General features: G+C 62.0%; 14 protein-coding genes. 5 read left to right on the top strand and 9 right to left on the bottom strand.

Annotated features, from left to right (window positions below; translation table 11 throughout):
• Positions 1 to 3: 3 nt before the first annotated feature.
• Both leuS and ACN0YJ_RS00710 read right to left on the bottom strand, forming a co-directional pair.
• Positions 4 to 2,601: a leucine--tRNA ligase gene (leuS, locus tag ACN0YJ_RS00715; protein ID WP_417495044.1), complete on the bottom strand. Its 2,598-nt coding sequence runs from the start codon at positions 2,599 to 2,601 to the stop codon at positions 4 to 6.
• A gap of 38 nt (positions 2,602 to 2,639) precedes the next feature.
• Positions 2,640 to 3,140: a DUF3576 domain-containing protein gene (locus tag ACN0YJ_RS00710; protein ID WP_417488922.1), complete on the bottom strand. Its 501-nt coding sequence runs from the start codon at positions 3,138 to 3,140 to the stop codon at positions 2,640 to 2,642.
• A gap of 267 nt (positions 3,141 to 3,407) precedes the next feature.
• Here ACN0YJ_RS00710 and ACN0YJ_RS00705 point away from each other — a divergent pair, with 267 nt between their 5' ends.
• Together ACN0YJ_RS00705 and ACN0YJ_RS00700 are read left to right on the top strand one after the other, a co-directional pair.
• Positions 3,408 to 4,655, top strand: a complete 1,248-nt coding sequence (locus tag ACN0YJ_RS00705) for a hypothetical protein (RefSeq protein WP_417495043.1) — start codon at positions 3,408 to 3,410, stop codon at positions 4,653 to 4,655.
• A gap of 103 nt (positions 4,656 to 4,758) precedes the next feature.
• Entirely contained in the window at positions 4,759 to 5,226 is a 468-nt protein-coding gene (locus ACN0YJ_RS00700) for an NtrZ family periplasmic regulatory protein (protein ID WP_417476527.1), read from the top strand.
• A gap of 18 nt (positions 5,227 to 5,244) precedes the next feature.
• Here ACN0YJ_RS00700 and ACN0YJ_RS00695 read toward each other — a convergent pair whose 3' ends face one another.
• Positions 5,245 to 5,859, bottom strand: a complete 615-nt coding sequence (locus ACN0YJ_RS00695; protein ID WP_417495042.1) for a thiamine phosphate synthase — start codon at positions 5,857 to 5,859, stop codon at positions 5,245 to 5,247.
• Between ACN0YJ_RS00695 and ACN0YJ_RS00690 the strand changes: the two genes are divergently transcribed.
• Positions 5,858 to 6,532 (top strand): YggS family pyridoxal phosphate-dependent enzyme, encoded by a 675-nt coding sequence (locus ACN0YJ_RS00690; RefSeq protein ID WP_417495041.1) that lies wholly within the window; start codon positions 5,858 to 5,860, stop codon positions 6,530 to 6,532. The two genes, ACN0YJ_RS00695 and ACN0YJ_RS00690, sit on opposite strands and share 2 nt — an antisense overlap.
• Here the strand turns inward: ACN0YJ_RS00690 and ACN0YJ_RS00685 are convergent.
• Complete coding sequence (locus ACN0YJ_RS00685; RefSeq protein ID WP_417495040.1) at positions 6,529 to 7,032, bottom strand: L,D-transpeptidase family protein; 504 nt, start codon at positions 7,030 to 7,032, stop codon at positions 6,529 to 6,531. The genes ACN0YJ_RS00690 and ACN0YJ_RS00685 overlap by 4 nt on opposite strands.
• A gap of 258 nt (positions 7,033 to 7,290) precedes the next feature.
• Between ACN0YJ_RS00685 and ACN0YJ_RS00680 the strand changes: the two genes are divergently transcribed.
• Positions 7,291 to 7,977, top strand: a complete 687-nt coding sequence (locus ACN0YJ_RS00680; RefSeq protein ID WP_417476750.1) for a response regulator transcription factor — start codon at positions 7,291 to 7,293, stop codon at positions 7,975 to 7,977.
• Between the two features lie 43 nt (positions 7,978 to 8,020).
• On the opposite strand, the gene xth is transcribed toward ACN0YJ_RS00680, so the two are convergent.
• The 4 genes from xth to ACN0YJ_RS00660 all read right to left on the bottom strand — a co-directional run bounded on the left by xth (position 8,021) and on the right by ACN0YJ_RS00660 (position 12,961).
• Complete coding sequence (xth, locus tag ACN0YJ_RS00675; RefSeq protein ID WP_417495039.1) at positions 8,021 to 8,833, bottom strand: exodeoxyribonuclease III; 813 nt, start codon at positions 8,831 to 8,833, stop codon at positions 8,021 to 8,023.
• Positions 8,834 to 8,857: 24 nt separating this feature from the next.
• Positions 8,858 to 9,466 carry a hypothetical protein gene (locus tag ACN0YJ_RS00670; protein ID WP_417476522.1) on the bottom strand — a complete coding sequence of 203 codons (609 nt, stop codon included), beginning with the start codon at positions 9,464 to 9,466 and terminating at the stop codon, positions 8,858 to 8,860.
• Between the two features lie 300 nt (positions 9,467 to 9,766).
• Positions 9,767 to 10,486, bottom strand: coding sequence for a LolA family protein (locus ACN0YJ_RS00665; protein WP_417495038.1), 720 nt, complete (start codon positions 10,484 to 10,486; stop codon positions 9,767 to 9,769).
• A 57-nt stretch (positions 10,487 to 10,543) separates the two neighbouring features.
• Complete coding sequence (locus tag ACN0YJ_RS00660; RefSeq protein WP_417495037.1) at positions 10,544 to 12,961, bottom strand: DNA translocase FtsK 4TM domain-containing protein; 2,418 nt, start codon at positions 12,959 to 12,961, stop codon at positions 10,544 to 10,546.
• A gap of 106 nt (positions 12,962 to 13,067) precedes the next feature.
• Here ACN0YJ_RS00660 and ACN0YJ_RS00655 point away from each other — a divergent pair, with 106 nt between their 5' ends.
• Positions 13,068 to 14,342, top strand: coding sequence for a UbiH/UbiF/VisC/COQ6 family ubiquinone biosynthesis hydroxylase (locus ACN0YJ_RS00655; protein ID WP_417476519.1), 1,275 nt, complete (start codon positions 13,068 to 13,070; stop codon positions 14,340 to 14,342).
• Positions 14,343 to 14,349: 7 nt separating this feature from the next.
• Here the strand turns inward: ACN0YJ_RS00655 and ACN0YJ_RS00650 are convergent, their stop codons facing one another.
• Positions 14,350 to 14,889 carry a DsrE family protein gene (locus tag ACN0YJ_RS00650; protein ID WP_417476518.1) on the bottom strand — a complete coding sequence of 180 codons (540 nt, stop codon included), beginning with the start codon at positions 14,887 to 14,889 and terminating at the stop codon, positions 14,350 to 14,352.
• Positions 14,890 to 14,949 lie beyond the last annotated feature (60 nt).

Genomic DNA, 14,949 nt, shown 5'->3' with positions numbered 1-14,949 from the left:
ATTTTATCCTGCGACGATATTCACGATGCGACCTGGAACCACGATCACCTTGCGTATCGTAAGCCCTTCGAGCGAACGCGCCACCCCTTCTTCGGAAATGGCCAATTGTTTGACGCTTTCCTGATCCAGATCCTTGGGAACCGAGATCTCGCCACGCCGTTTGCCATTCACCTGGACAGGCAAAACCAGGTCAGTCTCGACCAGCACGTCGAGATCGACGTCCGGCCATGGCGCATCGATCACCAGGCCTTCACCGCCCAGTCTGTGCCAGCATTCTTCAGCCAGATGTGGGATGAAGGGCGAAATCAGCCGGGCCAGTATGCCGAGCGTTTCCGCTCTGGCCTCAATCATGCCGGCACCACCGTCCTCAGCCTTGCGCAAGGCGTTCACAAGGTCGTGGATCTGTGCGACGGCCGAGTTGAAGCGGAAGCCCTCAATCGCCTCTGTGACGCCTTTCAGCGTCTTGTGGGCCATTTTGCGCAGCACTAGGGCGTCGCCCTCGACATTGGTCGCGACACTCAGTGGTCCTGGCGCGTCCTCGGGCAATGAAATCACGACGGTCCAGAGGCGCTGGATAAACCGCCAGACGCCTTCCACACCGCTATCGGTATATTCGACATCGCGTTCCGGCGGCGAATCCGAAAGGACAAACCACCGCGCCGCATCCGCCCCGAAATCCTCAACGAAAGCGTCCAGATCGACGACGTTCTTTTTGGATTTCGACATTTTCTCAATGCCGCCAATCGTGACGGGTTTGCCGGTCGCTATTTCCACCGCACCATCATGCTTGCGGTCGACCTCTTCGGGCGACAGCCAGCGGCCATCGCCGGATTTGAACGTCTCGTGCGTGACCATGCCCTGGGTAAACAGGCCGGCGAATGGTTCGCCGCTCGCCATGTTCAGCAAATCAGTGTCATTCAGCGCCCGGGTGAAGAAGCGCGCATAGAGCAAGTGCAGGATGGCGTGTTCAATACCGCCAACATACTGGTCGACGGGCAGCCAGTGTTCAGCCTCGGCGGCATCAAACGGCTTGTCTTCCGACCAGGGCGAGGTGAAGCGCAGAAAATACCAGGATGAACACACGAAGGTGTCGAGCGTGTCGGTCTCGCGGCGCGCCGGCTTGCCGCAGGACGGGCAATCGGTGTGTTTCCATGTCGGATGGCGCTCGAGCGGATTGCTCGGCTGGTCGAAGGTGACGTCTTCCGGCAGGACAACCGGTAATTGGTCAGAGGGTACCGGCACGACACCGCAAGTGTTGCAATGGATGATCGGTATGGGGCAGCCCCAATAGCGCTGCCGCGAAACCAGCCAGTCGCGCAAACGGTAACTCGTTGAACCCTCGCCAAGTTCCAGAGATTCCAGCTCAGCAATCGCGCGCTGCAGTGCCGTATCGGTGTCCAGACCATCCAGGAAGCGCGAATTGATGATTGTCCCCGGCCCGGTATAGGCCTCGTCCTCAACCTTGTAGTTCGCGGCGTCCTCGCCTGCTGGCAGCACGACCGGATTGACGGCAAGTTCGTATTTGCGGGCGAAATCGAGATCGCGCTGATCCCCTGCCGGAGACCCGAATATCGCACCAGTCCCGTAGGATGACAGCACGAAATTGGCCGACCAGACCGGCAATTCCCAATTTGGATCAAAGGGGTGGCGTACAGTAATGCCCAGATCAACACCGCGTTTTGGCGCCTTCTCTATATCTTCGGCGGTTGTGCCCATCCGGGCGCATTCGCGCATGAAGACATCGACCTCCGGATTGTCCTCGGCAATCTTGCGCACGATAGGATGGTCAGGGGCCAGAGCCAGGAAGCTGGCGCCGAACAGGGTATCCGGCCGGGTGGTGAAGACATCGATCGTTGCCCCGAACTCATCGGCGATTTCAGTCTCGGTCAGCGGGAAGCGGACGGTCGCACCGCGGGAGCGCCCGATCCAGTTGGCCTGCATGACACGGACTTTTTCCGGCCAGCGGTCGAGCGTCTCCAGCGCATCGGTCAACTCGTCGGCATAGGATGTGATCTTGAAGAACCACTGATCCAGTTCCCGCTGTACCACCAGGGCACCGGAGCGCCAGCCACGGCCGTCTATGACCTGCTCATTGGCAAGCACGGTCTGGTCAACTGGATCCCAGTTGACCTTGGCCGTCTTGCGGTAGACCAGTTCTTTTTCGAAGAATTTCAGAAAGATGGCTTGCTGGTGCTTGTAATATGACGGGTCGCAGGTCGCGAATTCCCGGCTCCAGTCCAGAGCCAGACCGAGGCGCTGCAGCTGACCGCGCATCACGTCGATATTGGCGTGAGTCCATTTTCCAGGATGCACACCGCGGTCGCGGGCCGCATTCTCGGCGGGCAGGCCGAATGCGTCCCAGCCCATAGGGTGCAGGACATCAAAGCCACGGGCGCGCTTATAGCGGGCGATGACGTCGCCCATCGTGTAATTGCGCGAATGGCCAACATGGATGCGTCCCGATGGATAGGGAAACATCTCAAGGACATAGTATTTGGGCTTACCGTTTTGAGCCTTCGGCCCGCCCGCCCGGAAGGAGTCACGCTCCGCCCAAGCCGCCTGCCATTTTGGCTCGGCTTCACGTGGATTGTATCGGCTCATAGGCTTGGCTCGCAGCGTTTGACCGCGTACCCGGTGCCCTAATCTTCCAGTCGCGCGATGCGCAGCTGGCGAGCTCGGGTCAGGATAGCGTTTTCGATTTCGTAGGCGGTTTGCGGGTTGGTCTCTGCATCAATCCAGCCACCGGTCTCTTCGCGAACCTGGCGGAACACATTGACCGCAAGCGCGTCGGCACGCAGGCGCGTATCGAGGATATAGACCGTCAGCTTGAAACGCTCAGTGGTCATCTGCGGATTGGCATACCAGTCCGTGATGATGACGCCGCCGAACGGGTCGACCTCGGAGAGCGGCATGAAGCTGATCGTGTCCAGGCTGGCGCGCCACAAATACCCATTGACGCCAATACCTTCCGGTTCAACCGGACGGTTGCTGCGAAGCGGGTTCGGCAAGCTCGGCAGCTGGAAGCCGGATGAGCGCTGATCCGTTTGAGCGCTGGCGCTGGTATTGCCCTGGGTTGAACAGGCAGGGAGAAACAGGAGGGCGGCAAGCAGGGCCGCACCGAGAATCCGACTGTCGGACATGTGCCGTAACTCCTTCAATGCAAGACGGCGAAAACACTCCCCACACACTCGAATCTTGCAAGCTCAGGCGTATCGGGAAGGTGTGTATAACACGCGATTTGTGTCACGCCAGCGCTGAAAGGCACCCGAATGAGCGTGGCATGTGTGCAACATGTGACCAGGAACCCATTGTTCAAGGGTTTGTGGCGCTTGACCGGAGGCGGTCTCTCGCATCCATTAACGGCGCGACGTCCGGGGGGACGGGGCCGAACGGCGGGACCGCGAGGTATGAAACGGACTTCCAGCGCGATCATTGTCGCCGCTCTGTCCGGAGCACTCGCGGGCCCGCCGGCTTTCTCTCAATCGATCTTGAATTCGACTGATGGTGGCCAGGCCGAGGTCCGGATTGATATCGGGGCTGTCTGGCTTGCCGGCAATGATGCGGCCCCTTCCGGCGAATTTCTCTACGACATTGATGCTGAACTTGCCTTTGAATCCTTTACGGATTCCGGCCGCCGCTGGGGTTTTGTCCTGGGTGGCCGTGTCGAGCAGGATTCCGGACGGCGAGGCTGGGGCGGGCGGGTCGGTCATTGCCCGGCCGGGTCTGTTGATTGCGCGTCGGCCCTGGTCGAGGGCTCGGGGCGGGCTGTCCGTGCTGGCGTTTCCGGTTTTCAGTCTGGCGTGAGTGAGTCCGGGGGCGGGGTACGGCTTGCCCTGCAATCCGGCTATGGGTTCCTTGATATTGGCTGGGGCGAAGTTCGCGTTGGCTATGGCGCGGGCGCGGCCGACCTTGATCCGGAGCGCGGACCGTCGGCCTTTCGTCTGAGCCGGGCTGATGGCGGCCGGGTCGATCTGACCGGACTTAGCGGGGCGCGGACGCGCAATCTCAGCTCTGGCAATGCATTCAAGCTGGTCTACCGCTCTATTGCTATAGGCCAATCGTCCAGCGTTGGTTCTCTACGTATAGCCTCATCCTTCACCCCCCGTATCCGCGACTGCGGTGTCGATCATTGCGCCTGGCAGGCCGGACCGGCTGGTCTGGTGAGCCCGGTATTCGATAATGTGTGGGAATTTGGCGCCCGCTATGAAATTTTGCGCGGCGAGAATGAATTCGCTTTCAGCCTCGGATTCAGCGACGGCGCGGAGGCGACCGGCATAGCCGGTTTCACCGGTGTGAGGACGCAGGATGCCGGCTTTCACTGGAGCCGGGGCCCGGTCAGTGCCGGCGCGCGCTGGCTGCGGTCAAACAATGGCATCGCCGCTGATGGCGCTTATGAGGCCTGGTCGGTGTCGGCGGCCTATGAATACGGCGCCTGGCTGACGGCGTTCGAGCTGGCGCGGTTCAGCGATGATCTGGTCCATGTTGACGGTCAGACCCTGCAATTGAGCGCGTCGCGCCTGATTGGCGAGCGCTGGGTTCTGGGCGGCGGTATCCAGGCGGCCAGCCGGGATGAACCGGTCGCCACGCCCTTGGGACGGGCGCAAATCGAGCTCAGCGGAACTGCAGTTTTCGCCGAGCTTGGCTGGCAGTTTTGACATATCCGCCACAGCTCGACGGATTCTTTTGCGACGCCGGTAGAATCCGCTTGGGGAGTCCGGGCGCTTTCTGTAGTTTGATGGACCAAGGGAGTGTAGTTCCATGTCCAAGTGGGGAAATTGCCGGATCTCGATGACCAAGACTGCGATCGCTGCTGCGGTCGCAACGGCAATGCTCACTCTTGCACCCGGCGCTTTCGCTCAGGATTCTGCGGAAGAAGCGCAGATCCAGTCTGCGGCGCCGGTCGACGCAGTCGGCGTTGATACGCCCTGGTACGAAGCTTTCACCCTGTCGATGAATGAGCGCATGCTGCCAGGTCTCGATCTGGAAAACACCGTCGACTGGGAATCCCCTGGCGGTCGTTGGGGTGTTCGTGTCGGCATCCAGGAAGGTCCGGATGTCCGCAATGAACTTAACGACCTCAGCGCCGGTGCCTTCATCAATCTGGGTGACCGTTTTCGCCTTGGTGGCCAGGTTCGCCTGATTTCTCCGGAAGACCCGATGTTCCGCTTGATGGAAAGCGATGCACGTCAGCCCGAGATCAAGTTTGAATCGGCGCTGCGCTTCTAGTCTCCGGGACTTCCAGTCTCAGGCCAGGGCGCCGACGCAGCAAAATCCGGCAAATCCCAATCCGATCAATCGCCGGCCCGTGTCTGCATTGACGCCGCCCAGCGGATAGACCGCCAAGTCGACATTGCGTGCGAGGGCGGCTGCAGCGTGGATCCCGTGCGGGCGGCTGGCCGTCGCGCTCTGGCTGGCAAACACGGTTGAATGAAACACACCGTCAATCCCGGCCCGGGCCGCGCGCGTGCTGGCGGCCGGCGAATGGACTGACGCGGTAAACGGGCGACGGTCTCCGCGCAGCCGCCGCGCCCAGGCCTTGCCCAGATCGCGTTCCGGCCAGTGAATGCCGTGAGCGCCGATCAAATCGGCGAGTTCGCAATCACTCGAGACGAAGAGATGGAGGCCCCGCGCCGCGGCCAGTTCAGCGAGTGCCGCTCCGGTGTGAAACCGCTCAGGTGCGCCGAAATGACGAAAGACCAGGCCGCTTCCCGGCGCGAGCCGGCTGGCAAAGTCGAGCGGATCCGGGGTTCTGACCGGATCGGTCAGTGCAAACAGGGCCGGCAAATCTGTGCGTAGACTGCCGCGAACCCGCTGCGCCAGTCTTGCCAAGCCGAGCTGTGCATCATATGGCCGCGTCATGGATATATCTCCCGATATCGCGGCACGCCGCACTCACTTGCTCGCACAGCTTGGCGCGGCTGCGCAACAGGCCGGACGCAATCCGTCCGATATCAGCCTGGTCGCAGTCTCGAAACGTCAGAACGATGAGGCCATCGCCGCCGCCCTTGAGGCCGGGCAGCGCGTTTTCGGCGAAAACCGCGTCCAGGAGGCGTTCGAGCACTGGTCCGGGCGGCGAACGCGTCTTGCCGATCTCGAACTGCGCCTGATTGGCCCGCTCCAGAGCAATAAGGCCCAGGACGCGGTCGAGCTGTTCGATGTCATTGAAACCCTTGATCGGGACAAGCTGGCCATTGCCCTGCGCAAGGCGATGACCGTGACGGGCCGGACACCGCGTCTTCTGGTCCAGGTCAATACCGGTGAAGAGGCGCAAAAGGCTGGAATCGCGCCGGCAGAGCTGCCCGGATTCCTCGCCCGGATGCGCGGTGAGCATGGTCTGCGCGTCGAGGGGTTGATGTGTATTCCGCCGACGGCGGAGCCCGCGGGTCTGCATTTTGCCTTGCTGGCCAAGCTGGCGCGTGAGAACGGCTTGAAAGAGCTGTCCATGGGCATGAGTGCTGATTTCGAAACGGCCATCGCGCTGGGTGCGAGCTCGGTGCGTATCGGCACGGCCTTTTTCGGCGCCCGCGACTAGGCCTCGATCACCAGGTCATCGCCCGGCTTCGCCTTTGACAACAGCCATTTGACATCGGCCGGATCAAGCGCGACGCAGCCCTCGGTCGGTTCATAATCGCCCCGCTTGCAATGCAGGAAAATCGCCGAGCCCGCCCCTGCAACGGGGGGATCATCATTATGGCCCAACACCAGGATGAGATCATAAAGCCCATCCTCACGGAAAAGTGTCTCATGAGAGGCCGCGTAAGGCAGTCGGACCGGCCGGTTATAGGCAGCGTCCAATGGATCGTCGCACCAGCCATCATCGGTGCGGATGGGACGGGATGGCAAGGCTGACTCTGGCGGCGTCATCCGGTCAGCGCGATAGAGAATTCGGCGCAGGGCGTAGCGGCCAGTCGGGGTGGCGCCATCGCCTTCCTGCTTTGAGTTTTGCGGGCAAATTCCCGCCCGGCCGAGCGCAGCGCGAACGCGTTTGCCGGCCAGCTCCATTGAGCCTGATCCTGAGACCATCCAGTCCATGGCAAGCCCTCGAACAGTGCCGGATGGTCGGCGAGGGACGCCTAATCATGACCATTGGCCACGCCTGGCGTCCCCTTCGCCTTCCCCACCACGGCTGGGTGTCCGCAGCACGGACTCAATCCGATGGAAGCAATAATCAGGCCATAAATCAGAGGCTTGCCACAAGGGCATAACCCCGCAACCCGGCAAAAATTGCCGGGTTGGACTTGCCGGTGGGCAGGATTTGCCTTGCGCCGGGAAATCGGCATGATCGGCCAGATGAGCTCAAGAAAAACCATCCTGATCGTCGATGATGACGATGACCTTCGCGAAGCCCTGGTCGAACAATTCGATTTACATGAAGAGTTTCAAACGCTGGCGGCAGGGTCCGCTGGTGAAGGAATGACGACGGCGCGGGATCAACGCGCCGATCTGATTCTGCTGGACGTTGATCTGCCTGATATGGATGGCCGCGATGCCTGCCGGCTGATGCGCAAGAACGGCATCACGGCCCCGATCGTCATGCTGACTGGCCAGAACACCGATTCCGACCAGATACTCGGTCTGGAATCCGGCGCGAATGACTATGTCACCAAGCCCTTCAAGTTCTCTGTCCTTCTGGCCCGGGTACGGGCGCATTTGCGCAGCCACGAGCAAAGCGAGGACGCGGTCTTCCAGGTCGGGCCCTATGAATTTCGCCCGTCCATGAAGCTCTTGCTGACGGCGGATCAGAAGAAGGTCCGTCTGACGGAGAAAGAGACCAATATCCTGAAATATCTCTACCGCGCTGGCGCCAAGGCGGTGCCGCGGGAGGAATTGTTACATGAGGTCTGGGGTTATAATCCGGCGGTGACGACCCACACGCTGGAAACCCATATCTATCGCCTGCGTCAGAAAATCGAAGCCGATCCGTCGCATGCCCGCCTTCTGGTCACCGAGAGCGGTGGCTATAGACTGGTCCACTGAGGATTATCGGGCCTGGCCCGGCCGACTTGCGGACAGCAGGCTGCTACAGCTTGAGTTCGAGGACCACGGGCGCGTGGTCGGAGGGCTCTTCCCAGCTGCGTACATTATCCCAGACCTTGAGGGCGTCGCGCCCCCCGGCGACGGCCTGGTCATGCAGCTCTGGCGAGACCCAGATATGGTCGAGTCGGCGGCCGCGATTGGCGGCTTTCCAATCCTTGGCGCGGTAACTCCACCAGGTGTAGATCTTCTCATCCATCGGGATGAGTTCGCGCGCGACATCGCTGAACCGGCCAGCCTGGCGAATTCGTTCCAGGGCATCGACCTCGACCGGCGTGTGGCTGATCACCTTGAGCAATTGCTTGTGCGACCAGACATCATGTTCATAAGGCGCGATATTGAAATCACCGACCAGAACGAGGGGTGTCTTCGCCGCCGCGCGGCCGGCGAAATAGCTTTCCAGCTTGTCGAGGAATTCCAGCTTGTGCGCAAAGCGAGGATTGATCGCCGGATCCGGCTCGTCGCCGCCGGCCGGGATATAGAAATTGTGCAATTCAAAGCCGGCCACGCCGACCCGCTGATGCCGGGCTTCCGAGCGCGGGCATAAATCCTCGTCGGGCAGATCCTCGAGCGGGAGTTTTGACGCGATCGCCACGCCATGCATGCCCTTCTGTCCGCGGACGTGAAAATGTCGAAAGCCCATCTCGCGGAAAGCGTCCTCGGGGAATTGCTCGCTCAGGCATTTGATTTCCTGCAGGCATAATACGTCCGGATCGGCCTCCGCGACCCAGGCCGCTACGCTGGGTGCGCGCAGACGCACGGAATTGATATTCCAGGTCGCTATCGAGATACCGCTCATGGCTGTGTTCTTTCGTCGGACTGATCAGAGAATATTATAGCTGGCACCGGCGAGCCCGACAGGCCAACGGCCGCGGGCAAACAGACGCCAGCGCGCCAGGAAGGGGTGAGGAGGATCCTCATCTTCCGCTTCCGCCATGATCACGAGCGCGGCGCCATTGGCCGCCTGGGCCAGCGCCCCGGCAGCGGCATGGACGAGTTCCATATCCTCGATATCATCGATTGACGCGGCCTCCTCGACCGCATCGCGCGAGGAATCATGGGTTTTGCTGCCGACCTGGGACAAGGCGACATTGACGGCTTCCTCGTCGAGACGCTCCAGCACGCGCGTAATCAGTCCCGCTCGCAACATTTCCTCGGCTTCCCAGCCGACCGGATCGCGATCGAGGCTTTCAGCGGCGATGGCCGCCTCGCTCCAGTCGGACAGCAGGGCCGGTTCGGCTTCCGGAAAGCCCAGCCCGTCGAGATAAGCCCGGGCCAGGGTGCGATCGCGCGGATCAAGCGGTTCGCCGAGCCGGGAGAACCAGGTATTGGCGTTCAGGCTCTCGGCAAAGGCGCGTGCCTTGTAGAGCAGGGGAATTTCCTCGAGCAGACGTGTGAAATCAACGTCGTCGGAATCGTCATGAAATTGCATGCCGGTTGTTTAACCCCCAATCAGCGGGCTGCACAGCGGAAATGCCGGTATGAGGCTGGGCTGAAACGAAAAGCGCCCGGTCTCAAGGGGGGGAGAGACCGGGCGCTATGCTGTGCGCGATTTGTATCGTCGCAGCGCCGGGAGGGGATCTAGCCGACGCAACTGAGTTTTGGATCCGCAAGCGGGGGGACGAAGCCGATCCATCTCTTCTCAGTCAGCGTAGTAATAACGCCACGGCTGGAAAAAATATACAAATAAAATATTAGAAAGGTATTGCCTGTGGTCAAAATGCCGCAGCGATCAGCGTCGTCCGCGCCGGGAATCCCGCCGGCTTTCCGGCTCGGGAATTGAGAAGAGTCGCGGGTTCAATGCCAGACCCGTCTCGGTTTCCAGCAGGCTGACACGGGTGACTTCGCCGAGGGCATCGGTCACGAACCATTCGCGTAGTTCGAGTTCTGGCCGGGCAAACACAAATTCGATATCACCATCCATCTCGCCATCCGGGTCGCGGACAATCACGGACAGGAAGCCGTATTCACTGCGAATATCGACGATCTCGGCATCATTGGCGATGTCGATATCGGATTTCAGCAACCACCAGAGCGGGGTCGAGCGCAGAGGTACGCGATCAACCGTTTCCAGGGCCCGATCCTCGAGCGCCACGGTCGTGCCGTCGGCAATCACCCGGATTGGTGAGGGATCATCATATTCGAACAGCAGGCGTCCCGGACGCGCGATCGACACGATCCCGCGCGCGGCGCTGCCATTGGGCGAGATCTGGATAAAGTGTGCCCGCAGTGTAGTGATCGCGTTGAGATAGGTATTGACGTCGGCAATCGCGGTGGCGCGGTCGAAGGCCGGCTGCGCGGCCCCGGCTGGCGCGGTCTCAGCCGGCCCGGCTTCTGGCTGCATGGTCTGCGGCTGCACGGCCTCTGCCTGCACGGATGCGGGTTCCGGCAGCGCATCGGCTGCGGCTGGCGATGCCTGCAGGAGCAGGGCGGAAATCAGGTGTGTAATCATGACGCCAAACTGCCGTGTGATTGCGGCGCGAGCAAGGCCTCGACGTTCATTTGTGCGTCACGCCACATTGTGTTCGGGCAGGTAGATTTCGCGGCGTCCGGCGTGGTCGGACGGGCCAATCATGCCCTCCTCTTCCATGCGCTCGACCAGGGTTGCCGCGCGATTATATCCGATCTGCAAGCGGCGCTGGATATAGCTGGTGGAGCATTTGCGGTCGCGCGCGACCAGGGCAATGGCCTGATCGAACAACGCATCGCCGCTACTGGCCTCGCCGTCCAGCCCCAGGGCGCCGCTCTCGCCATCATCGCTGTCGGCCGTGACGGCATCGAGATATTCCGGCGCGCCCTGTTTCTTGAGATAGGCAGCGACTTCCTCGACCTCGGTGTCTGAGACGAAGGGTCCGTGCAAGCGCCGCAGACGTCCGCCACCGGCCATATAAAGCAGGTCACCCATGCCGAGCAGCTGTTCGGCGCCCTGCTCGCCAAGGATGGTGCGGCTGTCGATTTTCGAGGTCACCGAATAGGAGATCCGGGTCGGGAAATTGGCCTTGATCGTGCCGGTGATGACATCGACCGAGGGGCGCTGGGTTGCCATCACGACATGAATGCCCGCCGCACGCGCCATTTGCGCCAGGCGCTGGACGGCGGCCTCGATTTCCTTGCCCGCGACCATCATCAGATCGGCCATTTCGTCGATCACCACGACGATATAGGGCATTTTCTCGGCCTGGATAATCTCGGTCTCGAAGATCGGTTCGCCGCTTTCGCGGTCATAGCCGGTCTGGACTGTGCGTGAGAGCGGCTCGCCGGCTGCCTCGGCAACCGCGACGCGTTCATTGAAGCCGGCCAGATTGCGCACGCCGATCTTCGACATCCGCAAATAGCGGCTTTCCATCTCGCGGACGGCCCATTTCAGCGCCACGATGGCTTTTTTCGGATCGGTGACGACCGGGGTCAACAGGTGTGGAATGCCGTCATAGACGGATAATTCCAGCATTTTCGGGTCGATCATGATCATGCGGCAATCTTCCGGCGGCAGCCGGTAGAGCAGGGACAGGATCATCGCATTGATACCCACGGATTTACCCGAACCGGTGGTTCCGGCGATCAGCAGGTGGGGCATGCGCGCCAGATCAGCGACAAAGGGCTCGCCGCCGATCGTCTCGCCCAGCGCCATTGGAAGCTCGGCCTTGCTCTCCTCGAACACTTTCGAATTCAGCAGCGCGCGCAGGAAGACGGTTTCGCGCTTGGGATTGGGCAGTTCGATGCCGATTGCATTGCGTCCGGGCACGACAGCCACGCGCGCTGCGGTGGTGCTCATGGAGCGGGCGATATCATCGGCCAGATTGATCACGCGTGAGGATTTCACCCCGGGAGCGGGCTCGAACTCATACAGGGTCACAACCGGACCCGGGCGGACCTGGACGATCTCGCCCTTGACCCCGAAATCAGTCAGTACGCCCTGCAGCAGCACCGCATTCTGGCGCAGGGAAAGCTCATCGACGGCGCCATTTCGCTGTTGTGGTTTGGCGAGAAGGTCGAGACGCGGCAGTTTGAAGCCCTGGGTCCTGGCAAACGCCAGGGAGCCCTGGGCCTCGCGGTGATCGCGTTCTGAGGTGGCCGAGCGCCGGGTCGGGGCGACCTTGACGCTTGAACTGAAGGCGGGTTGTGGCGCGTCGTCGAGCTCGTGCTCATCGCCATGATCCCCGTCGGCGGCCCGCATGGCCCGGCGCAGGACCGGTTCTTCGCGGATGATCTCATCGCGGGCATCACTCCGTGTGCCGGTATCGCTCAGCAAGCGGGCCAGGGACATGCCATGGCCGCGCAGGGCGTCGAACCAGACGCGCACGGTCGCCCAGGCGAGGCCGGCCGCATCATACGCCGCAGAGAGGTCACGCGACCGCAGACCGAAGGTGAAGAAAATCCCGGCAATGGCGAAGACCAGGCCGAAGGCCGCACCGATACCGGTTGCCGCTGGCAGATCGAGTGAGGCGGGCAAGCCGCGCAATCCGCCCAGCGCCATATCGCCGAGTGCACCGCCCAGCCCGCTGGCAAAGGGCCAGGCATTGGGCAGGGGGAGTGCGCTGGCCGCCGCGGCAAATCCGGTCGTGCCGATCGCGGCAGCCAGCCAGCGCCAGCCGGCGATGGACGCCGGGCGGCGCCGCGGCCGTCGAAGCAGAAGCACGCCGCCCCAGATGATCAGCGCGATCGCCGGTCCGGCGGCTGACCAGCCCAATGATTGCAGCATGACATCGCTGAAGCCGGCGCCAGGCCGGCCCATCAGATTGCGCACATCACCCTCGGCCGAGACATTCCAGCTCGGATCGAGCGCGTTATGGCTCAGCAAGGCGGTCAGCAGAAAGCCACCGCTGACCAGCATCAGTCCACCGAGGATCAGATCGGACGCACGGGTCAGCCAGATTCGGCCCGGCTGCGGGGCTTCGGTGTCGGATTTGGATGCGGCGCGTTTTGTCATGCCCCGTTCTAGCCCGGCAAGGGTATCCGGGTGGTAAACAGAGGTTAATGCGTCTGCGGCGCGATGCCCGCTTTAACGGGCGGGAAAATTGCCTATTCTTGGCCCCATGAGCGAACACAATTTCTTCGACGGCGATGCAATCATTGTCGGTGGTGGCCTGGCCGGCCTGACCCTGGCCCTGGCGATGGACCAGGCCGGTCTGCGGGTAGCGGTGGTTGATACATTGCCGATCGACACCCAGCTGGCCCCGGAATTCGACGGCCGTGCCTCGGCCCTCGCCTTTACGTCCTGGCGCCTGTTCGAGGCCCTGGGTATCGCCGATGAGTTGCGGCCCTACACGACCCGTATCGAACACATCATGGTCTGCGATGGCCGCCCCTATGGCGGCACGCGCCCTGGCGGGCCGGGGCCGCACAGCCTGCATTTCGATCGCCGCGAGATCAGTGAAGGCCCCGAGGGCGAGCCGCTCGGCTGGATGGCCGAAAACCGGCATACGCGCATGGTGCTGGCCCGCGCCGTGCTGGAGCGACCGAATATCATTTCCATCGCGCCGGTCATGGCCGAGCGTTATGAGGCGCGCCCTGATGGCGTCGATGTCATCCTCGCCGACGGCCGGCGCCTTTCCGGCAAATTGCTGGTGGCGTGCGACGGCAAATTCTCGCGCATCCGCGCCCAGGCCAAGATACGGAGCGCAGGCTGGAATTACGGCCAGAAGGGCCTGGTCGCCACCGTGCGTCATGCCGAACCCCACAACGGCGTCGCCTATGAGTATTTCCTGCCGTCAGGCCCCTTTGCCATCCTGCCACTTCCTGACAATCGTTCATCGCTTGTCTGGACCGAGCCTTCGGATGTCGCAGACGCGCTGCAGGCGGCGGATGCGGATGTTTTCCAACAGGAACTCGAGAACCGTTTCGGCGACTTTCTCGGCGAGCTGCGCCCGGAGGGTCCGCGCTGGGCCTATCCGCTGGGGCTGAAATTCTCCGAGAATTTCTGTGCCGAGCGGATCGCCTTTGTCGGTGACGCCGCGCGCGGGATTCATCCGCTCGCCGGTCAGGGCTTCAATCTGGGGATTCGCGATGCCGCTGCCCTGGCAGAGGTTTGTGGTGAAGCCAAGCGGGTCGGACTGGATATCGGTGCGCTGACGACGCTTCGGCGCTATGAGGGCTGGCGCAAGTTCGACAGCGCCTCACTGGCGGCCGGGACCGATATCTTCAACCGGTTGTTCTCGAATGATATCGAGCCCTTGCGGCAATTGCGCGGGATCGGCCTGTCGATCGTCAACCAGATCGGTCCGGCACGGCGCTTTTTCATGCGCCAGGCCGGCGGCGATACCGGTGATCCGCCCAAACTCCTGCGCGGCAAGCGGCTGGACGCCGCCTAGCGGCGGGTCAGAACGGGTTGAGTGTATAGCCGTCCTGCTGCAGCAGAGCGTGCGCGGTCATGGCCGAGAGCGCCATGGTGACGCCGGGCATTAAATCCTCGACTTCGATGTCATGATAGACCGCGCTCTGGCCGCAGACATAAATCCGGACACCGTGCTCGATCAGTCTCGCGACAAGCTCGGCATTGGCCGGCTCCATGCCAGGCATGAAATGAGAGCCGGTGGTGACGTCTTCGACGGCCCCGCCATGCACGACAAGAGCAATGTGCAGATCTTCTTCCGGGATTCCGGCGGCGATATGCATGTTGAGGAAGCGCGCCGCACTGTCGAGCTTCCGGTTGACTTCGCCGACTTCCGCCGGCCTGGAGAGGTCAAATGCGACCCGGAAAACGGTGCCATCAGGTATCGGCATCTGGTTGCTGACGGGCGCCACAGCGCCGTAGCCTTCAATCAGGGGGCCGGTCGTGAAGTCATCCGGCGCCGCCAGGCTGGTCGCGCTGCACAGCGCGCTCGCCGCAAGCGCGGCCATAACCGTGAAGAATTTCATGAATCACCCGATGATCAGCTAGGCCTGCCAGACTAGTGCGTCCCATGGTGCGGCGCCAGC

The organism is Maricaulis sp., assembly GCF_048270095.1.
Lineage (GTDB): Bacteria > Pseudomonadota > Alphaproteobacteria > Caulobacterales > Maricaulaceae > Maricaulis.
This window is presented reverse-complemented; position numbering and strand designations above follow the sequence as displayed.

Bases quoted from the DNA above. Each gene is read 5' to 3' on its own strand.
- leuS (WP_417495044.1), bottom strand. From the start codon at position 2,601: ATGAGCCGATACAATCCACGTGAAGCCGAGCCAAAATGGCAGGCGGCT.
- ACN0YJ_RS00710 (WP_417488922.1), bottom strand. From the start codon at position 3,140: ATGTCCGACAGTCGGATTCTCGGTGCGGCCCTGCTTGCCGCCCTCCTG.
- ACN0YJ_RS00705 (WP_417495043.1), top strand. From the start codon at position 3,408: ATGAAACGGACTTCCAGCGCGATCATTGTCGCCGCTCTGTCCGGAGCA.
- ACN0YJ_RS00700 (WP_417476527.1), top strand. From the start codon at position 4,759: ATGTCCAAGTGGGGAAATTGCCGGATCTCGATGACCAAGACTGCGATC.
- ACN0YJ_RS00690 (WP_417495041.1), top strand. From the start codon at position 5,858: ATGGATATATCTCCCGATATCGCGGCACGCCGCACTCACTTGCTCGCA.
- ACN0YJ_RS00695 (WP_417495042.1), bottom strand. From the start codon at position 5,859: ATGACGCGGCCATATGATGCACAGCTCGGCTTGGCAAGACTGGCGCAG.
- ACN0YJ_RS00685 (WP_417495040.1), bottom strand. From the start codon at position 7,032: ATGGACTGGATGGTCTCAGGATCAGGCTCAATGGAGCTGGCCGGCAAA.
- ACN0YJ_RS00680 (WP_417476750.1), top strand. From the start codon at position 7,291: ATGAGCTCAAGAAAAACCATCCTGATCGTCGATGATGACGATGACCTT.
- xth (WP_417495039.1), bottom strand. From the start codon at position 8,833: ATGAGCGGTATCTCGATAGCGACCTGGAATATCAATTCCGTGCGTCTG.
- ACN0YJ_RS00670 (WP_417476522.1), bottom strand. From the start codon at position 9,466: ATGCAATTTCATGACGATTCCGACGACGTTGATTTCACACGTCTGCTC.
- ACN0YJ_RS00665 (WP_417495038.1), bottom strand. From the start codon at position 10,486: ATGATTACACACCTGATTTCCGCCCTGCTCCTGCAGGCATCGCCAGCC.
- ACN0YJ_RS00660 (WP_417495037.1), bottom strand. From the start codon at position 12,961: ATGACAAAACGCGCCGCATCCAAATCCGACACCGAAGCCCCGCAGCCG.
- ACN0YJ_RS00655 (WP_417476519.1), top strand. From the start codon at position 13,068: ATGAGCGAACACAATTTCTTCGACGGCGATGCAATCATTGTCGGTGGT.
- ACN0YJ_RS00650 (WP_417476518.1), bottom strand. From the start codon at position 14,889: ATGAAATTCTTCACGGTTATGGCCGCGCTTGCGGCGAGCGCGCTGTGC.